11 protein-coding genes and 1 pseudogene are annotated in these 14,821 nt (G+C 71.2%); 10 read left to right on the forward strand and 2 right to left on the reverse strand.

Translation table 11 applies throughout. The annotated features are described in order from the left end of the window. Positions 1–26 precede the first annotated feature (26 nt). A complete protein-coding gene (locus ACFYU0_RS14820) occupies positions 27–776 on the reverse strand; it encodes a helix-turn-helix domain-containing protein (protein ID WP_389300988.1) in 750 nt (249 codons plus the stop codon). Between the two features lie 247 nt (positions 777–1,023). On the opposite strand from ACFYU0_RS14820, the gene ACFYU0_RS14825 reads away from it, so the two are divergent. From ACFYU0_RS14825 to ACFYU0_RS14850, 6 genes and pseudogenes are all read left to right on the forward strand, one after another. Then, on the forward strand, positions 1,024–1,695 hold the full coding sequence (locus ACFYU0_RS14825) for a DUF4097 family beta strand repeat-containing protein (RefSeq protein ID WP_389300990.1): 672 nt from the start codon (positions 1,024–1,026) through the stop codon (positions 1,693–1,695). Positions 1,696–1,727: 32 nt separating this feature from the next. Further along, positions 1,728–2,690: an ATP-binding cassette domain-containing protein gene (locus tag ACFYU0_RS14830; protein WP_389300993.1), complete on the forward strand. Its 963-nt coding sequence runs from the start codon at positions 1,728–1,730 to the stop codon at positions 2,688–2,690. Beyond that, entirely contained in the window at positions 2,687–3,478 is a 792-nt protein-coding gene (locus tag ACFYU0_RS14835; protein ID WP_389300995.1) for an ABC transporter permease, read from the forward strand. Before ACFYU0_RS14830 ends, ACFYU0_RS14835 begins: the two co-directional genes overlap by 4 nt. A gap of 143 nt (positions 3,479–3,621) precedes the next feature. Then, a pseudogene (locus ACFYU0_RS14840) lies at positions 3,622–4,446 on the forward strand (SAM-dependent methyltransferase); the annotation flags it as partial. Positions 4,447–5,060: 614 nt separating this feature from the next. Beyond that, the gene (gene fusA, locus ACFYU0_RS14845) at positions 5,061–7,118 is read left to right on the forward strand and encodes an elongation factor G (protein ID WP_389300998.1); all 2,058 of its coding nucleotides are present in this window, start codon (positions 5,061–5,063) and stop codon (positions 7,116–7,118) included. A 557-nt stretch (positions 7,119–7,675) separates the two neighbouring features. After that, positions 7,676–8,509, forward strand: a complete 834-nt coding sequence (locus ACFYU0_RS14850) for a class II glutamine amidotransferase (RefSeq protein ID WP_351668931.1) — start codon at positions 7,676–7,678, stop codon at positions 8,507–8,509. A 97-nt stretch (positions 8,510–8,606) separates the two neighbouring features. Here the strand turns inward: ACFYU0_RS14850 and ACFYU0_RS14855 are convergent, their stop codons facing one another. Next, positions 8,607–9,896 carry an ROK family protein gene (locus ACFYU0_RS14855; RefSeq protein WP_389301002.1) on the reverse strand — a complete coding sequence of 430 codons (1,290 nt, stop codon included), beginning with the start codon at positions 9,894–9,896 and terminating at the stop codon, positions 8,607–8,609. A 195-nt stretch (positions 9,897–10,091) separates the two neighbouring features. Here ACFYU0_RS14855 and ACFYU0_RS14860 point away from each other — a divergent pair, with 195 nt between their 5' ends. From ACFYU0_RS14860 to ACFYU0_RS14875, 4 genes are read left to right on the forward strand one after another with little or no spacing between them, the layout of a single operon-like run. Then, positions 10,092–11,408 carry an ABC transporter substrate-binding protein gene (locus ACFYU0_RS14860; protein ID WP_389301005.1) on the forward strand — a complete coding sequence of 439 codons (1,317 nt, stop codon included), beginning with the start codon at positions 10,092–10,094 and terminating at the stop codon, positions 11,406–11,408. Positions 11,409–11,414: 6 nt separating this feature from the next. Beyond that, positions 11,415–12,401 carry a sugar ABC transporter permease gene (locus ACFYU0_RS14865; protein WP_351668928.1) on the forward strand — a complete coding sequence of 329 codons (987 nt, stop codon included), beginning with the start codon at positions 11,415–11,417 and terminating at the stop codon, positions 12,399–12,401. Further along, the gene (locus tag ACFYU0_RS14870) at positions 12,394–13,269 is read left to right on the forward strand and encodes a carbohydrate ABC transporter permease (protein ID WP_351668927.1); all 876 of its coding nucleotides are present in this window, start codon (positions 12,394–12,396) and stop codon (positions 13,267–13,269) included. The genes ACFYU0_RS14865 and ACFYU0_RS14870 overlap by 8 nt, the downstream gene beginning before the upstream one ends. Then, positions 13,266–14,663 (forward strand): GH1 family beta-glucosidase, encoded by a 1,398-nt coding sequence (locus ACFYU0_RS14875; RefSeq protein WP_389301008.1) that lies wholly within the window; start codon positions 13,266–13,268, stop codon positions 14,661–14,663. Before ACFYU0_RS14870 ends, ACFYU0_RS14875 begins: the two co-directional genes overlap by 4 nt. Positions 14,664–14,821: the final 158 nt, after the last annotated feature.

The raw sequence follows: 14,821 nt of genomic DNA on the forward strand, positions 1-14,821 counted from the left end.
TCCGCTCAGCAATTCGCGTCGGCCGCTCACTGATCCGCCTCCGGCCCGGCGGTGCCCGCCTCGGGTGTCCCGGGCTGGGCGTAGAGGATGTCGCGGGCCTGTTCCGCGGCGCGGGCGAGGCTTTCGCCGACGAAGTCGACGAAGCGGGCGATGTTCTCCAGCCGAGTGGCGGCCGGGGTGTCGGGGCCGAGGAGGGCGACGCCCCGCCGTGCGGTCTCGGCGAGCTCGGTGTTGGACCGGGCGGCGGCGATCATTCCCTGGTACCAGACGTCGTTGTCGACTATGTAGCGCTCGCGGCGGCCTTCGTCGCGCTCACGGCGGATCAGGCCCTGGCTCTCGAGCTGCGCGATGGCCTTGGAGATCGACGCCGGGCTGACCTGGAGGTGCCGGGCGAGCTCCGAGGCGGTGAGGCTGCCCGTGTCATCGGTGTAGAGGCAGGTCAGCACCCGGGACATCATCTTCGGTAGGCCCTGCCGCATCAGGAGGGTGGTGAACGCCTCCTCGTACTCCCGCACCGCCTCGGCGTCGCGGCCGTGGGCCTGCGGGGCGGCCGTCGTGGCGCGTGTGGTCTGCCTGCGGCGGTGGGCTCGGTGTTCGGTCGCGCGGTGGGCGAGGTCGGCGCGGTAGGCGGTGGGGCCGCCGTTGCGCATCACCTCGCGGGTGACGGTCGAGGTCGGACGGTCGAGACGTCTGGCGATCTCCGCGTAGGCGAGGCCGTCGGCCAGTCCCAGTGAGATCTGCTGACGTTCCTGCTGGGTGAGTCGGCCTCCCGGCATCGCGGTCTCCTTCATGTGGCGCGGTGGCGCCCACTATAGCGTTCACTCCTACTTCATTGCAACGAAGGGTCGCAGGTGTGTTGCGTTAGGTCATCGACCGTTGCAACGAAATATGGCCTTCCACCTGCACTAACTCTTGTGCAACGCAACAAGCATGTTGCCGCACTCGTGAACGCAACGTAGCTTTTCCTATGTCGGAAACAGCGGGCCGCACAGACCCGGCTCGACGCAGACAAGGGAGCACACCATGCAGAAGTTCGACACCCCCGCGCCGGTCTCCGCCCTCCTGGACATCCCCGCGGGACAGATCCGCTTCATCGCCGCCGACCGCACCGACACCACGGTCGAGGTGCTGCCCGCCGACGCCTCCAAGGGACGAGACGTGAAGATGGCGGAGCAGATCGAGGTCGCCTTCGCCGAGGGCGTCCTGCGGATCGAGGCCCCGGCGGCGAAGCACCGGATCCTCGGCTCGTCCGGATCGGTCGAGGTGACCGTCCAGTTGCCCGCCGGCTCCCGGGTCGAGGCCAAGGCGGCCCTCGCCGAACTCCGGGGCGTCGGACGCCTCGGCGACGTGGACTTCGAGGGCGCGCAGGGCTCGGTCAAGCTCGACGAGACCGCCGCCGCCCGCCTCGTCCTCCAGGCCGGCGACGTCACGGTCGGCCGCCTGGGCGGATCCGCCGAGATCAGCACCCAGAAGGGCGACATCAGCGTCGCCGAGGCCCAGCGCGGCGAGGTCACCCTGCGCACCCAGCACGGCGGGATCACCGTCGGCGCCTCCCGCGGAGTCTCCGCCGCCCTGGACGCCGGCACCGGCTACGGCCGGATCGCCAACGCGCTGCGGAACGCCGACGGCGCCGCCGCCGGCCTGACGATCCACGCCACCACCGCCTACGGCGACATCACCGCCCGCAGCCTCTGAACCCGCAGACAGCACACAAGGGGGAACCTCTCATGACCGACCTGGCCATCGCGGCGAACGGGCTGCGCAAGTCCTACGGCGACAAGACCGTCCTGGACGGCGTCGACCTGGCCGTACCGCAGGGGACGATCTTCTCGCTGCTCGGCCCGAACGGCGCCGGCAAGACCACGGCCGTCAACATCCTCTCCACCCTCGTCTCACCCGACCCCGACAGCGGGCCCGTCCACGTCGGCGGTCACGACCTCCGCGCCCAAGGGCAGGCCGTGCGCGCCGCGATCGGGGTCACCGGGCAGTTCTCCGCCGTCGACGGCCTGATCACCGGCGAGGAGAACATGCTCCTCATGGCGGACCTGAACCACCTCACCCGGCGCGAGGGGCGCCGGGTGACCGCCGAACTGCTCGAGCGCTTCGACCTCTTGGACGCCGCGAAGAAGCCCGCCTCCACCTACTCGGGCGGCATGAAGCGCCGCCTGGACATCGCCATGACGCTGGTCGGCAGCCCCCGCATCATCTTCCTCGACGAGCCGACCACCGGCCTCGACCCGCGCTCCCGGCACAACATGTGGCAGATCATCCGCGAACTCGTCACCGGCGGCGTCACCGTCTTCCTCACCACCCAGTACCTGGAGGAGGCCGACGAACTCGCCGACCGCATCGCCGTCCTGCACGGCGGGAGGATCGCCGCCGAGGGCACCGCCGACGAACTCAAGCGCATCGTCCCCGGCGGTCACGTCCGGCTCCGCTTCACCGACCCCGCCGCCTACCAGAGCGCCGCCAACGCCCTGCGCGAGGTCGCCCGGGACGACCAGGCCCTCGCCCTGCACATCCCCAGCGACGGCAGCCAGCGCGAACTGCGCACCATCCTCGATCGGTTGGACTCCGCCGGCATCGAGGCCGACGAACTGACCGTGCACACCCCCGACCTCGACGACGTCTTCTTCGCCCTCACCGGGGGCGCCGGCATCCCGAACCAGTCCAAGGAGAACGCCCGATGAGCACCCTCGCCCTCGCCCTGCGCGACTCCTCCACCATGCTGCGCCGCAACCTCCTGCACGCCCGGCGCTACCCCTCCCTCACCCTCAACCTCCTGCTCACGCCGATCATGCTGCTGCTCCTGTTCGTCTACATCTTCGGCGACACGATGAGCGCCGGGATCGGCGGCGGCAGACCGGACCGCTCCGCCTACGTCGCCTTCGTCGTCCCCGGCCTGCTGCTGATGACCATCGGCAGCACCGTGGTCGGCACCGCGGTCTCCGTCTGCAACGACATGACCGAGGGCATCATCGCCCGCTTCCGCACCATGGCGATCCACCGCGGCTCGGTCATCGTCGGCCATGTCATCGGCAGCGTCCTGCAGTCGGTCATCAGCGTCGTCCTCGTCGGCGCCGTCGCCGTCGCCATCGGCTTCCGCTCCACCGACGCATCCGTGTGGGAATGGCTCGCGGCGTTCGGACTGCTCGTGCTCTTCTCCACCGCGCTCACCTGGATCGCCGTCGGCATGGGCCTGGTCAGCCCGAACGCCGAGGCCGCCGGCAACAACGCCATGCCCCTGATCCTGCTGCCCCTGCTCTCCAGCACCTTCGTCCCCATCGACGCCATGCCCGGCTGGTTCCAGCCGGTCGCCCGCTACCAGCCGTTCACCCCCGCCATCGAGACCCTGCGCGGCCTCCTCCTCGGCACCGAGATCGGCAACAACGGCTGGCTGGCCATCGCCTGGTGCCTCGCCCTCGCCGTCCTCGGCTACCTGTGGTCCACCAAGAGGTTCAACCACGACCCCAGGTGACCGCCATGACCACGCGGGGCACCCCGCGACCCGTCCCACCGCCGGGCGGCGTACCCCGGCAACTGCCGGAGTGCGCCGCCCCGTTCGTTCGCGCCCCCGACACTTCCGCTCTTTCGCACACACGACCCGGCGGAGCGGGGAGGATGGCCGCCATGACGGATGAAGGCCGCTCCATCGACCGCACGAGGCCGAGCATCGCCCGCGTCTACGACTACCTGCTCGGCGGCACGGACAACTACGCCGTGGACCGGGAGATCGGTGACGTGTTCAAGCGCGATCTCCCCGGCTCGGTGGCGATCGCCTTCGCCAACCGGGCGGCCCTCGTCCGGGCGGTCGCGGAGATCGTGACGACGACCGACGTGCGGCAGTTCATCGACCTCGGCAGTGGTCTGCCGACCGCCGACAACGTCCACCAGATCGCGCAACGGCACGCTCCGGAGTCCCGGGTCGTGTACGTCGACATCGACCCCCAAGTGCTGGTCCACGGACGCACACTGCTGGCGGAGAACGACCGGACCCGGGTCGTCGCGGGCGATGTGCGCAGGCCCGAGGAAGTCCGTGCCCACCCTGCGACGTTGGAGCTGATCGACTTCGAACGTCCCGTCGCCGTCATCCTCAGCGCCGTCCTGCACCACGTGAACGACGAGGAGGACCCGGCCGGCATCGTCCGCTACTGGCGCGACCAGGTGCCCCAGGGCAGCTACTTCTTCCTCAGCCACTTCCGCTCCGGCGACAACCCCGAGACCGCGGAGGCCGAGGGAATCCTCCACCAGACCTTCGGACGCGGCCGGTGGCGCACCGACGAGGAGATCGCATCGCTGCTGGACGGCTTGGAGATCCTCGACCCCGGCATCGTGCCGGCGCCGCTGTGGCGACCCGACGACGCTGACGGGCCGCGGCATGGTGGCGGAGGACAGGAGATCACCGTCTGGGAGCGGCTCATCGCGGCCGGCTGGCACGGAAGTCCGCTTAGGTGCGGCAGGTTTGACTGCGGGGGCCTCGGGCGGCCGGAGGCCAGGCTGCCGGCGGTCGTCCCAACGCAGCGGCGAGCCGTTCGCCAAGGCACTCGTCCGGTACGAGGTGCCGTGACGCCGACACGGTTCGAGACCGGCGGCCGTGGTCGCGAACCGGCCCGGCCGCCGCTCGGAGCCGCACCGGCCGGGTAGCCCGGCGAGGCCGTCGCCGTGCCCCGTCCGGCGTCGCCTGCGCCCTGACCGCGACCGCCGCACCGCGCCGAATATTCGCTACTCGCCGCCCCGTCTCTTTCCTAGACTCGGCATGCACCGCGCGCCGCACTCACACACAGGCGGCGCGCCAGTGCGTCCACCGAACCGTGATCACCGAGGGGAGCCCGGCCGTGCGTGACCGTACCGCCGTCGTCGTTCCCCCGTCGCGGTCCGAGGTGATCCTGGTGTCCTCGTCCGTCCGGTGCCCGCTGCGCGGCCGGCACCGCATGCCCGCGACGATCCGCTGACCCTGTTCGACAACTCTTCGGCCGCACAGGCCGTTTCAGGGTTACCCGTGTCTCCTCGTCCGGGAAATCGCGCTGCCCCTTTCCTGATCCGCAGAAAGGCCACGGGCCGTGCGCACCAACCTCAGTACCCTCGCCGTCGTCCGAAACTTGGGCATCCTCGCCCACGTCGACGCCGGGAAGACCACCGTCACCGAGCGCATCCTCTATGCGACGGGCGCCACGCACAAGCGTGGCGAGGTGCACGACGGCACCACCGTCACCGACTTCGACCCGCAGGAACGCGACCGTGGCATCACCATCTTCGCCGCCGCCGTGAGCTGTGCCTGGAACGGGCACCGCGTCAATCTCATCGACACCCCGGGCCACGTCGACTTCGCCGACGAGGTCGAGCGTTCGCTGCGCGTCCTGGACGGGGCGATCGCGGTGTTCGACGCCGTCGCCGGGGTCGAGCCGCAGAGCGAGTCCGTGTGGCGACAGGCCGACCGGCACGGCGTCCCGAGGATCGCCTTCGTCAACAAGCTGGACCGCGCGGGCGCCGACCTCGACCGTGCCGTCGGTTCGATCCGGGAGCGGCTGCATCCGGCCCCGCTGGTCGTCCAGTTGCCGATCGGCGCCGAGGACGGCTTCACCGGTGTCGTGGACCTGGTGCGGATGCGCTCCCTGGTGTGGACCGACGGCGGGGGTACGGCGACGGAGGGGCCGGTGCCGGAGGCGCTGCGCGAGGAGGCGCTGCGCCGGCGCCGGGCGCTGGAGGAGGCGGTCGCGGAGCTGCACCCGGCCGCACTCGAGGAGTTCTGCGACCTCGAGACGCTCTCCGCCGCGACCATCTCCGCCGCGCTGCGCGACCTCACCCGCACCGGCGACGGCGTGGTCGTCCTGTGCGGCTCCGCCTACCGCAACCGGGGCATAGAACCGCTGCTGGACGCGGTGGTGGACTATCTGCCGTCGCCGCTGGACGTGCCCGCCGTACGCGGTGTGCACGAAGGCGCCGAGCAGCGGCGGCCCGCCGACCCCGAAGCGCCGTTCGCCGCCCTCGCGTTCAAGGTGAACGCGGGCGGCACCGGCCGCCTCACCTACGCACGCGTCTACTCGGGCGCCATCGAGAAGGGAGACACCGTGCGCGACCCGGGCACCGGCCGTACCGAGCGAGTGGCGCGGATCCTCCGGGTCATGGCGGACCGGCACGTCCAGCTGGACCGGGCGGTCGCCGGTGACATCGTCGCGCTGGCGGGCCTGAAGTCGGCGCGGCCCGGCTCGACCCTGTGCGATCCCGGCGCCCCGCTGCTGCTGGAGCCGCCCGCGGCCGCCGAGCCCGTGGTGTCCGTGGCCGTGGAGGCGCGGCGCGCCACGGACACCGGGAAGCTGGCGACGGCGCTGGCGCGGCTGGCGGAGGAGGACCCCTCGCTGGTGGTGCGCACCGACGCCGAGACCGGGCAGACGGTGCTGTCCGGGATGGGGGAGCTGCACCTGGAGGTCGCGGTGGAGAAGATCCGGCGTGAGGGCGGACCCGAGGTCACGGTGGGCCGTCCCAGGGTCGCGCACCGGGAGACCGTCGTGCGCGGTGTGAGCGGTCATGTCCACCGGCACGTCAAACAGGACGGCGGCGCGGGCCAGTTCGCCCATGTCGTCCTGGACGTCGAGCCCCTCGGCACCGAAACCGGCGCCACCGGCTTCGAGTTCCGGTCCGTCGTGGTCGGCGGGCGGGTGCCGCAGGAGTACGTGCGCGCGGTGGAGGCGGGCTGCCGGGACGCCCTGACCGAGGGGCCGCTCGGCGGTCACCCGGTGACGGGGCTGCGGGTCACGCTGACCGACGGCTCCACCCATGTGAAGGACTCCTCCGACATGGCGTTCCGCACCGCCGGCCGGCTGGGCCTGCGCGCGGCGCTGGGCATCTGCGCGATGGCCCTGCTGGAGCCGGTCGCCGAGGTCACGGTCACCGTGCCGGAGGACGCGGTGGGCGGCGTCCTGGGCGACCTCGCCGCCCGGCGCGGCCGGGTCACCGGCTCCCGGACGCGGGCCGGCGCGGCGGTGCTGACGGCTACCGTGCCGCTGGCCGAGCTGTTCGGCTACGCGACCCGGCTGCGCAGCCGCACCCAGGGGCGGGGCACCTTCACCACGCGGGCGGCGGGTTACGCGCCGGCGCCGGCGAAGACCCTGGTCCGATAGGGGGTGCCAGGACGGTCCGATGCCGGAGCCGTAGGCGGACCGTACGGGCACCACAAGCGGACCGTACGGGCACCACAAGCGGACCGTAAGGGCACCACAAGCGGACCGTACGGGCACCGCAAGCGGGCCGCACCTCGTCTGAACGCAAGGCGTGGTGCGGCCCGCCCATGTCCGGGCGTCGCGCGGCTCGTCCGCGTCCGGGGGTCGTGGGGCCCGCCCACGTCAGGCGGTCGTACGGCCGCCCCCCTCCCGGGAGCCGTGCGGCCCGCACGACTCCGACGGCGCGGAAGACGGCCTGTTCAGGGAGCCGCGGAACGGAAATCACCCTTGCCGGGCGATGCGGCCGCCCGCCGGGCCGGATGAGGTGGACGACGGACACCCCTGGCCCGGCTGCCCGGAAGGGAAGGCGTGAGACGAGGATGACCGAGGACACGACCCGAGGCACGACACCAGGTACGACACGAGCTGCAGCACGACGCGCGACACGGGATACGTCACGAGGGCGGGCCCGAGCCATGACGCGTCATGGCCGCGACCCCGTACGGAGGGCGTGAGCCATGTGCCGCTGGCTTGCCTACTCGGGAACGCCCCTGATCCTCGAAGAGGTCCTGTACCGCCCGGCGCACTCGCTGATCGACCAGAGCCTGCACGCCAAGATGGGCGTCGAGACGACCAACGGCGACGGCTTCGGCATCGGCTGGTACGAGGAGCACGCGCGTACGCCCGCCGTGTTCCACGACGTGGGCCCGGCCTGGAGCAACCGGAACCTGCGCGAGATCGCGGGGCACGTCCGCGCCCCGCTGTTCTTCGCCCACGTCCGGGCCTCCACCGGCACGGCCGTCCAGCAGACCAACTGCCATCCGTTCCGCCACGACCGGTGGATCTGGATGCACAACGGCGCCATCGCCGGATTCCCGGCACTGCGGCGGGACCTCCTCCTCGCCGTCGACCCGGCCCTCTTCTCGTCGATCGAGGGCACCACGGACTCCGAGGTGATGTTCTACCTGGCGCTCACGTTCGGGCTGGCCGACGACCCGGCCGGTGGTGTCGCCCGCATGGCCGGCTTCGTGGAACAGCTCGCCCGGGAACACGATCTGGCGCCGCCGCTGCAGATGACGATCGCGGTCGCCGACGGGCAACAGCTCCTGGCCTTCAGGTACGCCAGCGCCGGCACACCCAGGTCGCTCTACTACAGCAGCAGGCTGGAGGACCTGCGGGCGCTGCACCCGGACACCGACTTCCTGCGCGGCGTCTCCGACGAGACCCGCCTGGTGGTGTCGGAGCCCCTGGGCGATCTGCCGGGTGCCTGGAACGAGGTACCGGCGAACACCTACGGCGTCGTCCAGCCGGGCCAGGACCGCCTCCACGAGTTCCAGCCCGCGATCCCCTGACAACAGCCCCCCACACCCGTCACGTGCGCCTGCGGCCACGCGGGCCCTGCGCATTCACACTCACGCCCGCGCCCGCGGACGCCCGCCACTCACCCGCTCACACCAGCCGCCCGTCCAGCGCCACCCGCCAAGCCGGTGACGACATCGGCCGGCCGGCGGGCCTCGGCCGCCCGCCGCCCCGCGCGAAGAACGCGGCCAGCGGCAGCACCGCGGCGCCCACGGTGACCGCGTCCGGGCCGAGCAGCCCCAGTTCGATGCGGACCCGGCCCGCCGGGAAGCGCAGCGCCCGCGCGAGAGCGTGCTCGCGGACCTGGTCCAGGAACGCGCCGCCCAGTTGCAGCCCGGCCCAGCCGCCGATCAGCAGCCGCTCGGGCTGGAACAGGTTGATCAGGTCGGACAGGCCCGCGCCCAGGTACTCGGCGGTCTCGGCGAGCACGGCCGCCGCCACCGGGTCAGGCGCGCGGCCGTCGGTGGGCCGGGCCGCGGCGAGCAGTTCGGTCAGCGCCGTCTCCTCGTCCGCGCCGGCCGAGGGGCGTCCGCCCGCCTCCCGCCACCGTGCCACCAGCGCCTCCGCGCCCGCGTACGCCTCCAGGCAGCCCCGGGCGCCGCACCGGCACCGGCGCCCGCCGACCCGTACCGTCAGATGCCCCCACTCCACGGCCCGTCCCTGGGCCGCCTCCTCCGTGACGACGCACGCGCCGACGCCCGAGCCGAACAGCACCACCACCGCGTTACGGGCCCCGCGCCCGGCGCCGAACCACATCTCGGCCTGCCCGAGGGTCTTCGCGCCGTTGTCGATGAAGTACGGTGCCTCAGACGGGACTTGACCGGCGCCGTGACGCCGGAGAAGGCGCTCCAGCGGGACGGCGTCCCAGCCGACCGTCTGCCCGTGGACGACCGCGCCCTCCGCCTCCTCGACGATGCCGGGCACGCCGATGCCCACGCCCAGCAGATCACCGGCGGCCGGCCCGCCCGTGGCGAGCACCTCGGCGACGCCCTCGTGGACATGGCCGACGACCGCGTCGACGTCGTAGCCGCGCGACCCCAACGGCCTGTCCGTCCGCGCCAGTTCGCGCAGGGCCAGGTCGAACAGCTCCACCCGTACCCGGGTCTCGCCGACGTCGACGCCGACGAGGCATCCGCTGTCCGGGCGTATCCGCAGCAGCCGGCGCGGCCGCCCCGCGTCGGAGCCGACGCTGCCCGCCTCCTCGACCAGGCCGTCGGCCAGCAGTTCGGCCACGACGTTGCTGACGGAGCCCGAACTCAGTCCGGTCGCCGGGACCAGCGCCCGCCGGCTCATCGGCCCATCGAAATACAACCGTTGCAGAACGGCGCCCCGGCTCTCCCGCCGCAGGTCACGCACCGTACGGCCGCCCAGCCCTGCCACCCGACCTCCCTGATCCGCGCCCAATCGCCGCCCGCCGGACCGGATACCGCTGCCGGATCTCTTGACGAGCGTTTCTCTTGAGGTTTAACTCACATCCTAAATTAAGCCATGAGGGGCTTCGGAAGCCGAACGGGGTGTCGGCCTTCGCGATCAGCCCCGAGGGGTATCGACTCCCGGAAAGGGACACCAGGAGCCATGCGCAGCATCCGAGCCGCGGCCGTAGGCGCCGTCACCATGTCTCTCGCCCTCGCGGCTACGGCCTGCGGAGGGGGTTCGTCGAGCGGCGGCGGGTCCAACGACTCGCCGAAGACGCTCACTTACTGGGCCTCCAACCAGGGCGCCAGCATCGCGGTCGACAAGAAGGTCCTGCAGCCCGAACTCGACAAGTTCCAGAAGCAGACCGGCATCAAGGTGAAGCTGGAGGTCGTGCCCTGGTCCGACCTGCTCAACCGGATCCTCACCGCCACCACCTCCGGCCAGGGCCCGGACGTGCTGAACATCGGCAACACCTGGAGCGCCTCCCTGCAGGCGACGGGCGCGCTGCTGCCGTGGGACGCGAAGAACTTCGACAAGATCGGCGGAAAGGACCGCTTCGTCGACTCCGCGCTCGGCTCGACCGGCGTCCAGGGCAAGGACCCGGCCGCGGTGCCGCTGTACTCGATGGCGTACGCCCTCTACTACAACAAGCAGATCTTCGCCGACGCCGGCATCTCCAAGCCCCCGGCCACCTGGGACGAACTGGTCGCCGACGGCAAGAAGATCAAGGCGAAGGGCAAGTCGCCGCTCGGCGCCGAGGGCGCCAACGTCTCGGAGAACATCCACCACGTCTTCGTCTTCGCCAAGCAGCACGGCGCGGACTTCTTCACCGCCGACGGCAAGCCCGACTTCACCAACCCCAAGGTGGTCGAGGCGGTCAAGCAGTACGTCGACCTGATGGCCAAGGACAAGGTCATCCCGACCGGTGACGCCGAGTACGCGCAGAACCAGTCCGTCAGCGACTTCGCCAAGGGCAAGCAGGCCATGCTGCTGTGGCAGTCCGCAGCCTCCAACCTCAAGTCGCAGGGCATGAGCGAGGACGCCTACGGCATCGCCCCGGTCCCCGTCCGGTCCGGCACCCCCGGCACCGGCGCGCAGACCAACTCCATGGTCGCCGGCATCAACATCGCCGTGTTCAAGAACAGCCACAACCTCGACGGCGCCACGAAGTTCGTGAAGTTCATGACCAGCGACGCCGAGCAGAAGATCCTCAACAAGGCCTACACCTCCATCCCGCCGGTGAAGGGGGCCCAGGCCGACGCGGCGTTCAACTCGCCGTCCAACGCGGTGCTCAAGAGCACCCTCGCCACCAGCGCGGCCGCGCTGCCGCAGGTCGCCTCGGAGTCGCAGTTCGAGACGGCGGTCGGCACGGCCGTCAAGGACCTGTTCGCCGACGCCGCCGCCGGCCGCGCGGTGACCACCGAGTCCGTCAAGGCGAAGCTGGAGAAGGCCCAGCAGCAGATGCCGGCGGCCTGACCCGACATGACCTCCACCGCTCTCAAGGAGCCGGTGCGTCGAACGTCCCCCGGTGCGGCGCGCGAACCCCGCCGCCGCACCGGGCGGATCCGCCGCATCGGACTGCCGTACCTGCTGCTCCTGCCCGCCCTGCTGCTCGAACTCCTGGTCCACCTGGTGCCGATGGTCATCGGCACGGTGATGAGCTTCAAGGAACTCACCCAGTTCTACATCCGCGACTGGGGCAGCGCCCCGTGGTCCGGCCTCGGCAACTACAAGGTGTCGGTCGACTTCGACGCCCCGGTCGGCGAGGCGCTGCTGCACTCGTTCTTCGTGACCGTCGGCTTCACCCTGCTCTCGGTCGGCCTGTGCTGGCTGATCGGCACCGCCGCCGCCGTCTTCATGCAGGACACCTTCCGCGGCCGCGGACTGCTGCGCGCCCTGTTCCTGGTGCCGTACGCGCTGCCCGTCTACGCGGCCGTCATCACCTGGGTGTTCATGTTCCAGCACGACAACGGCCTGGTGAACCACGTGCTGCACGACCAGCTCCACCTCACCGACAAGCCGTCGTTCTGGCTCATCGGCGACAACAGCTTCTACGCCCTGCTGACCGTCTCGGTCTGGAAGGGCTGGCCGTTCGCCTTCCTCATCGTGATGGCCGGCCTGCAGAACATCCCCAAGGAGCTGTACGAGGCGGCCGCGCTCGACGGCGCCGGGGTGTGGCAGCAGATCCGCCGCATCACCCTGCCGTCGCTGCGACCGGTCAACCAGGTGCTGGTCCTGGTGCTGTTCCTGTGGACGTTCAACGACTTCAACACGCCGTACGTGCTGTTCGGCAAGGCCGCCCCGGAGGCCGCCGACCTGATCTCCGTCCACATCTACCAGGCCTCGTTCGTGACCTGGAACTTCGGCACCGGCGCCGCGATGTCGGTCCTGCTGCTGCTCTTCCTGCTGGTCGTGACCGGCGTCTACCTGCTGTTCACCGCACGCGGACGGAGGACCGCCGATGTCTAGCCCCGGCACCGCGGCGCCCAAGTCGCCGATGGCGCCGCCCCGTTCCTTCCTGTGGACGCGGCGGATCTTCCTCACCCTGCTGACCGGCTTCGTCCTGGTGCCGGTGTACGTGATGGTCTCCAGCTCGCTGAAGCCGCTCGCCGACGTCACCGGGAAGTTCCGCTGGCTGCCCAGCGGGCTCACCATCCGGCCCTACATCGACATCTGGTCCACGGTCCCGCTCGCGAAGTACTTCGTGAACTCCCTGATCGTGGCGGGCGCGGCCACGATCTGCTCGGTGGTCATCGCGGTCTTCGCGGCGTACGCGGTCAGCCGCTACGAGTTCCGCGGCAAACGCGTCTTCACGGTCACCGTCCTGTCGACGCAGATGTTCCCCGGCATCCTCTTCCTGCTCCCGCTGTTCCTGATCTACGTCAACATCGGCAACGCCACCGGCATCGCCCTGTTCGGCTCCCGCGGCGGCCTGATCCTGACGTACCTCACCTTCTCCCTGCCGTTCTCCATCTGGATGCTGATCGGGTACTTCGACTCGGTGCCGCGCGACCTGGACGAGGCCGCGCTGGTCGACGGCTGCGGCCCGCTGAAGGCGCTGTTCAGGATCGTGGTGCCGGCCGCCGTCCCCGGCATCGTCGCGGTCGCCGTCTACGCGTTCATGACCGCGTGGGGAGAGGTCCTCTTCGCGTCCGTCATGACCAACGACGCCACCCGCACCCTGGCCGTCGGCCTCCAGGGCTACTCCACCCTCAACGACGTCTACTGGAACCAGATCATGGCCGCCTCGCTGGTCGTCAGCGTGCCCGTGGTGGCCGGCTTCCTTCTCCTGCAGCGCTATCTCGTCACCGGTCTGACGGCGGGCGCCGTCAAATGACCACCCTCCCGTATCACGAAGGGGCTCCCGTGTCCGACCGCATCGACCTCGCCGCACTCCCGCACGACTTCCTGTGGGGCACGGCCACAGCGGCCTACCAGATCGAGGGGGCCGTCGACGAGGACGGCCGTGCACCCTCCATCTGGGACACCTTCTCGCACACTCCCGGGAAGATCGCGAACGACGACAACGGCGACGTCGCGTGCGACCACTACCACCGCTGGCGCGAGGACATCGCCCTGATGCGCCGACTCGGCACCAACGCCTACCGGTTGTCCATCGCCTGGCCACGGGTGATCCCCGGCGGCACGGGCGCCGTGAACGCCAAGGGGCTCGCCTTCTACGACCAGTTGGTGGACGCCCTGCTGGAAGCGGCCATCACCCCGGCCGTCACCCTCTACCACTGGGACCTGCCCCAGGCGCTCCAGGACCGCGGCGGCTGGCCGGAACGCGCCACCGCGTCGGCGTTCGTCGACTACGCCTCGACCGTCGCCGAACGCCTCGGCGATCGCGTCAAGCTCTGGGCCACCCTCAACGAGCCCTCCTGCTCGGCCTGGATCGGACACCTCGAAGGCACCATGGCCCCCGGCTGGACCGACCTGACCGCGGCCGTCCGCGCCTCGTACCACCTGCTCCTCGGCCACGGCCTCGCCACCCAGGCGCTCCGCGCCGCCGTCCCCGACGCCCGGATCGGCATCGTCAACAACCTCTCCACCGTATTCCCCGCCACCGACCGCCCCGAGGACGTGGCGGCCGCCCGCCGCCACGACGGCCACGTCAACCGCTGGTGGCTCGACCCGGTGCACGGCCGCGGATTCCCCGCCGACATGCTCGAGACGTACGGCGTGGAACTCCCGCAACAGCCGGGCGACTTGGAGACGATCGCGGCCCCGCTGGACTGGCTGGGCCTGAACTACTACTTCCCGGCCTACGTCGCCGACGACCCCGACGGCCCCGCGCCCCACGCCCGTTCGGTCCGCCGGCCCGACGTCCCGCGCACCGGGATGGACTGGGAGATCGACGCGAGCGGCATCGAATCCCTGCTGCTGCGCCTCACCGAGGAGTACGGCGCCCGCAAGATCTACGTCACCGAGAACGGCTCGGCCTACCCGGACGTGGTCCGCCCCGACGGCACCGTGGACGACCCGGAGCGCCAGGAGTACCTGGAGCGGCACCTCGCCGCCTGTGCCTCCGCCGCCCGCAAGGGCGCCCCGCTGGCCGGCTACTTCGCCTGGTCGCTGCTGGACAACTTCGAGTGGGCGTACGGCTACGACAAGCGCTTCGGCCTGGTCCACGTCGACTACGACACCCAGATCCGCACGATCAAGGGCAGCGGCCACCGGTACGCGGACATCGTCCGCGTCCACCGCGGCCAGTCCCGCCGAGCCGCCTGAGGCCGCTCGACACACCGGGCCGACTCAGGGCCCTCCCTACGCCGGGCCGACTCAGGGCCCGTTGATACGCCGGGCCGTCTGAGTCCGGCCCGGACGACCGGTGGGCGCGGTGCGGGAACCCGCGCCCACCGGTCCGCATGACGCGTCGCACACCGCGC

The organism is Streptomyces sp. NPDC003720, from assembly GCF_042875075.1.
Lineage (GTDB): Bacteria > Actinomycetota > Actinomycetes > Streptomycetales > Streptomycetaceae > Streptomyces.

Excerpts from the sequence above, each read along its gene's own strand:
- ACFYU0_RS14820 (WP_389300988.1), bottom strand. The coding sequence starts at position 776 with ATGCCGGGAGGCCGACTCACCCAGCAGGAACGTCAGCAGATCTCACTG.
- ACFYU0_RS14825 (WP_389300990.1), top strand. The coding sequence starts at position 1,024 with ATGCAGAAGTTCGACACCCCCGCGCCGGTCTCCGCCCTCCTGGACATC.
- ACFYU0_RS14830 (WP_389300993.1), top strand. The coding sequence starts at position 1,728 with ATGACCGACCTGGCCATCGCGGCGAACGGGCTGCGCAAGTCCTACGGC.
- ACFYU0_RS14835 (WP_389300995.1), top strand. The coding sequence starts at position 2,687 with ATGAGCACCCTCGCCCTCGCCCTGCGCGACTCCTCCACCATGCTGCGC.
- ACFYU0_RS14850 (WP_351668931.1), top strand. The coding sequence starts at position 7,676 with ATGTGCCGCTGGCTTGCCTACTCGGGAACGCCCCTGATCCTCGAAGAG.
- ACFYU0_RS14860 (WP_389301005.1), top strand. The coding sequence starts at position 10,092 with ATGCGCAGCATCCGAGCCGCGGCCGTAGGCGCCGTCACCATGTCTCTC.
- ACFYU0_RS14865 (WP_351668928.1), top strand. The coding sequence starts at position 11,415 with ATGACCTCCACCGCTCTCAAGGAGCCGGTGCGTCGAACGTCCCCCGGT.
- ACFYU0_RS14870 (WP_351668927.1), top strand. The coding sequence starts at position 12,394 with ATGTCTAGCCCCGGCACCGCGGCGCCCAAGTCGCCGATGGCGCCGCCC.
- ACFYU0_RS14875 (WP_389301008.1), top strand. The coding sequence starts at position 13,266 with ATGACCACCCTCCCGTATCACGAAGGGGCTCCCGTGTCCGACCGCATC.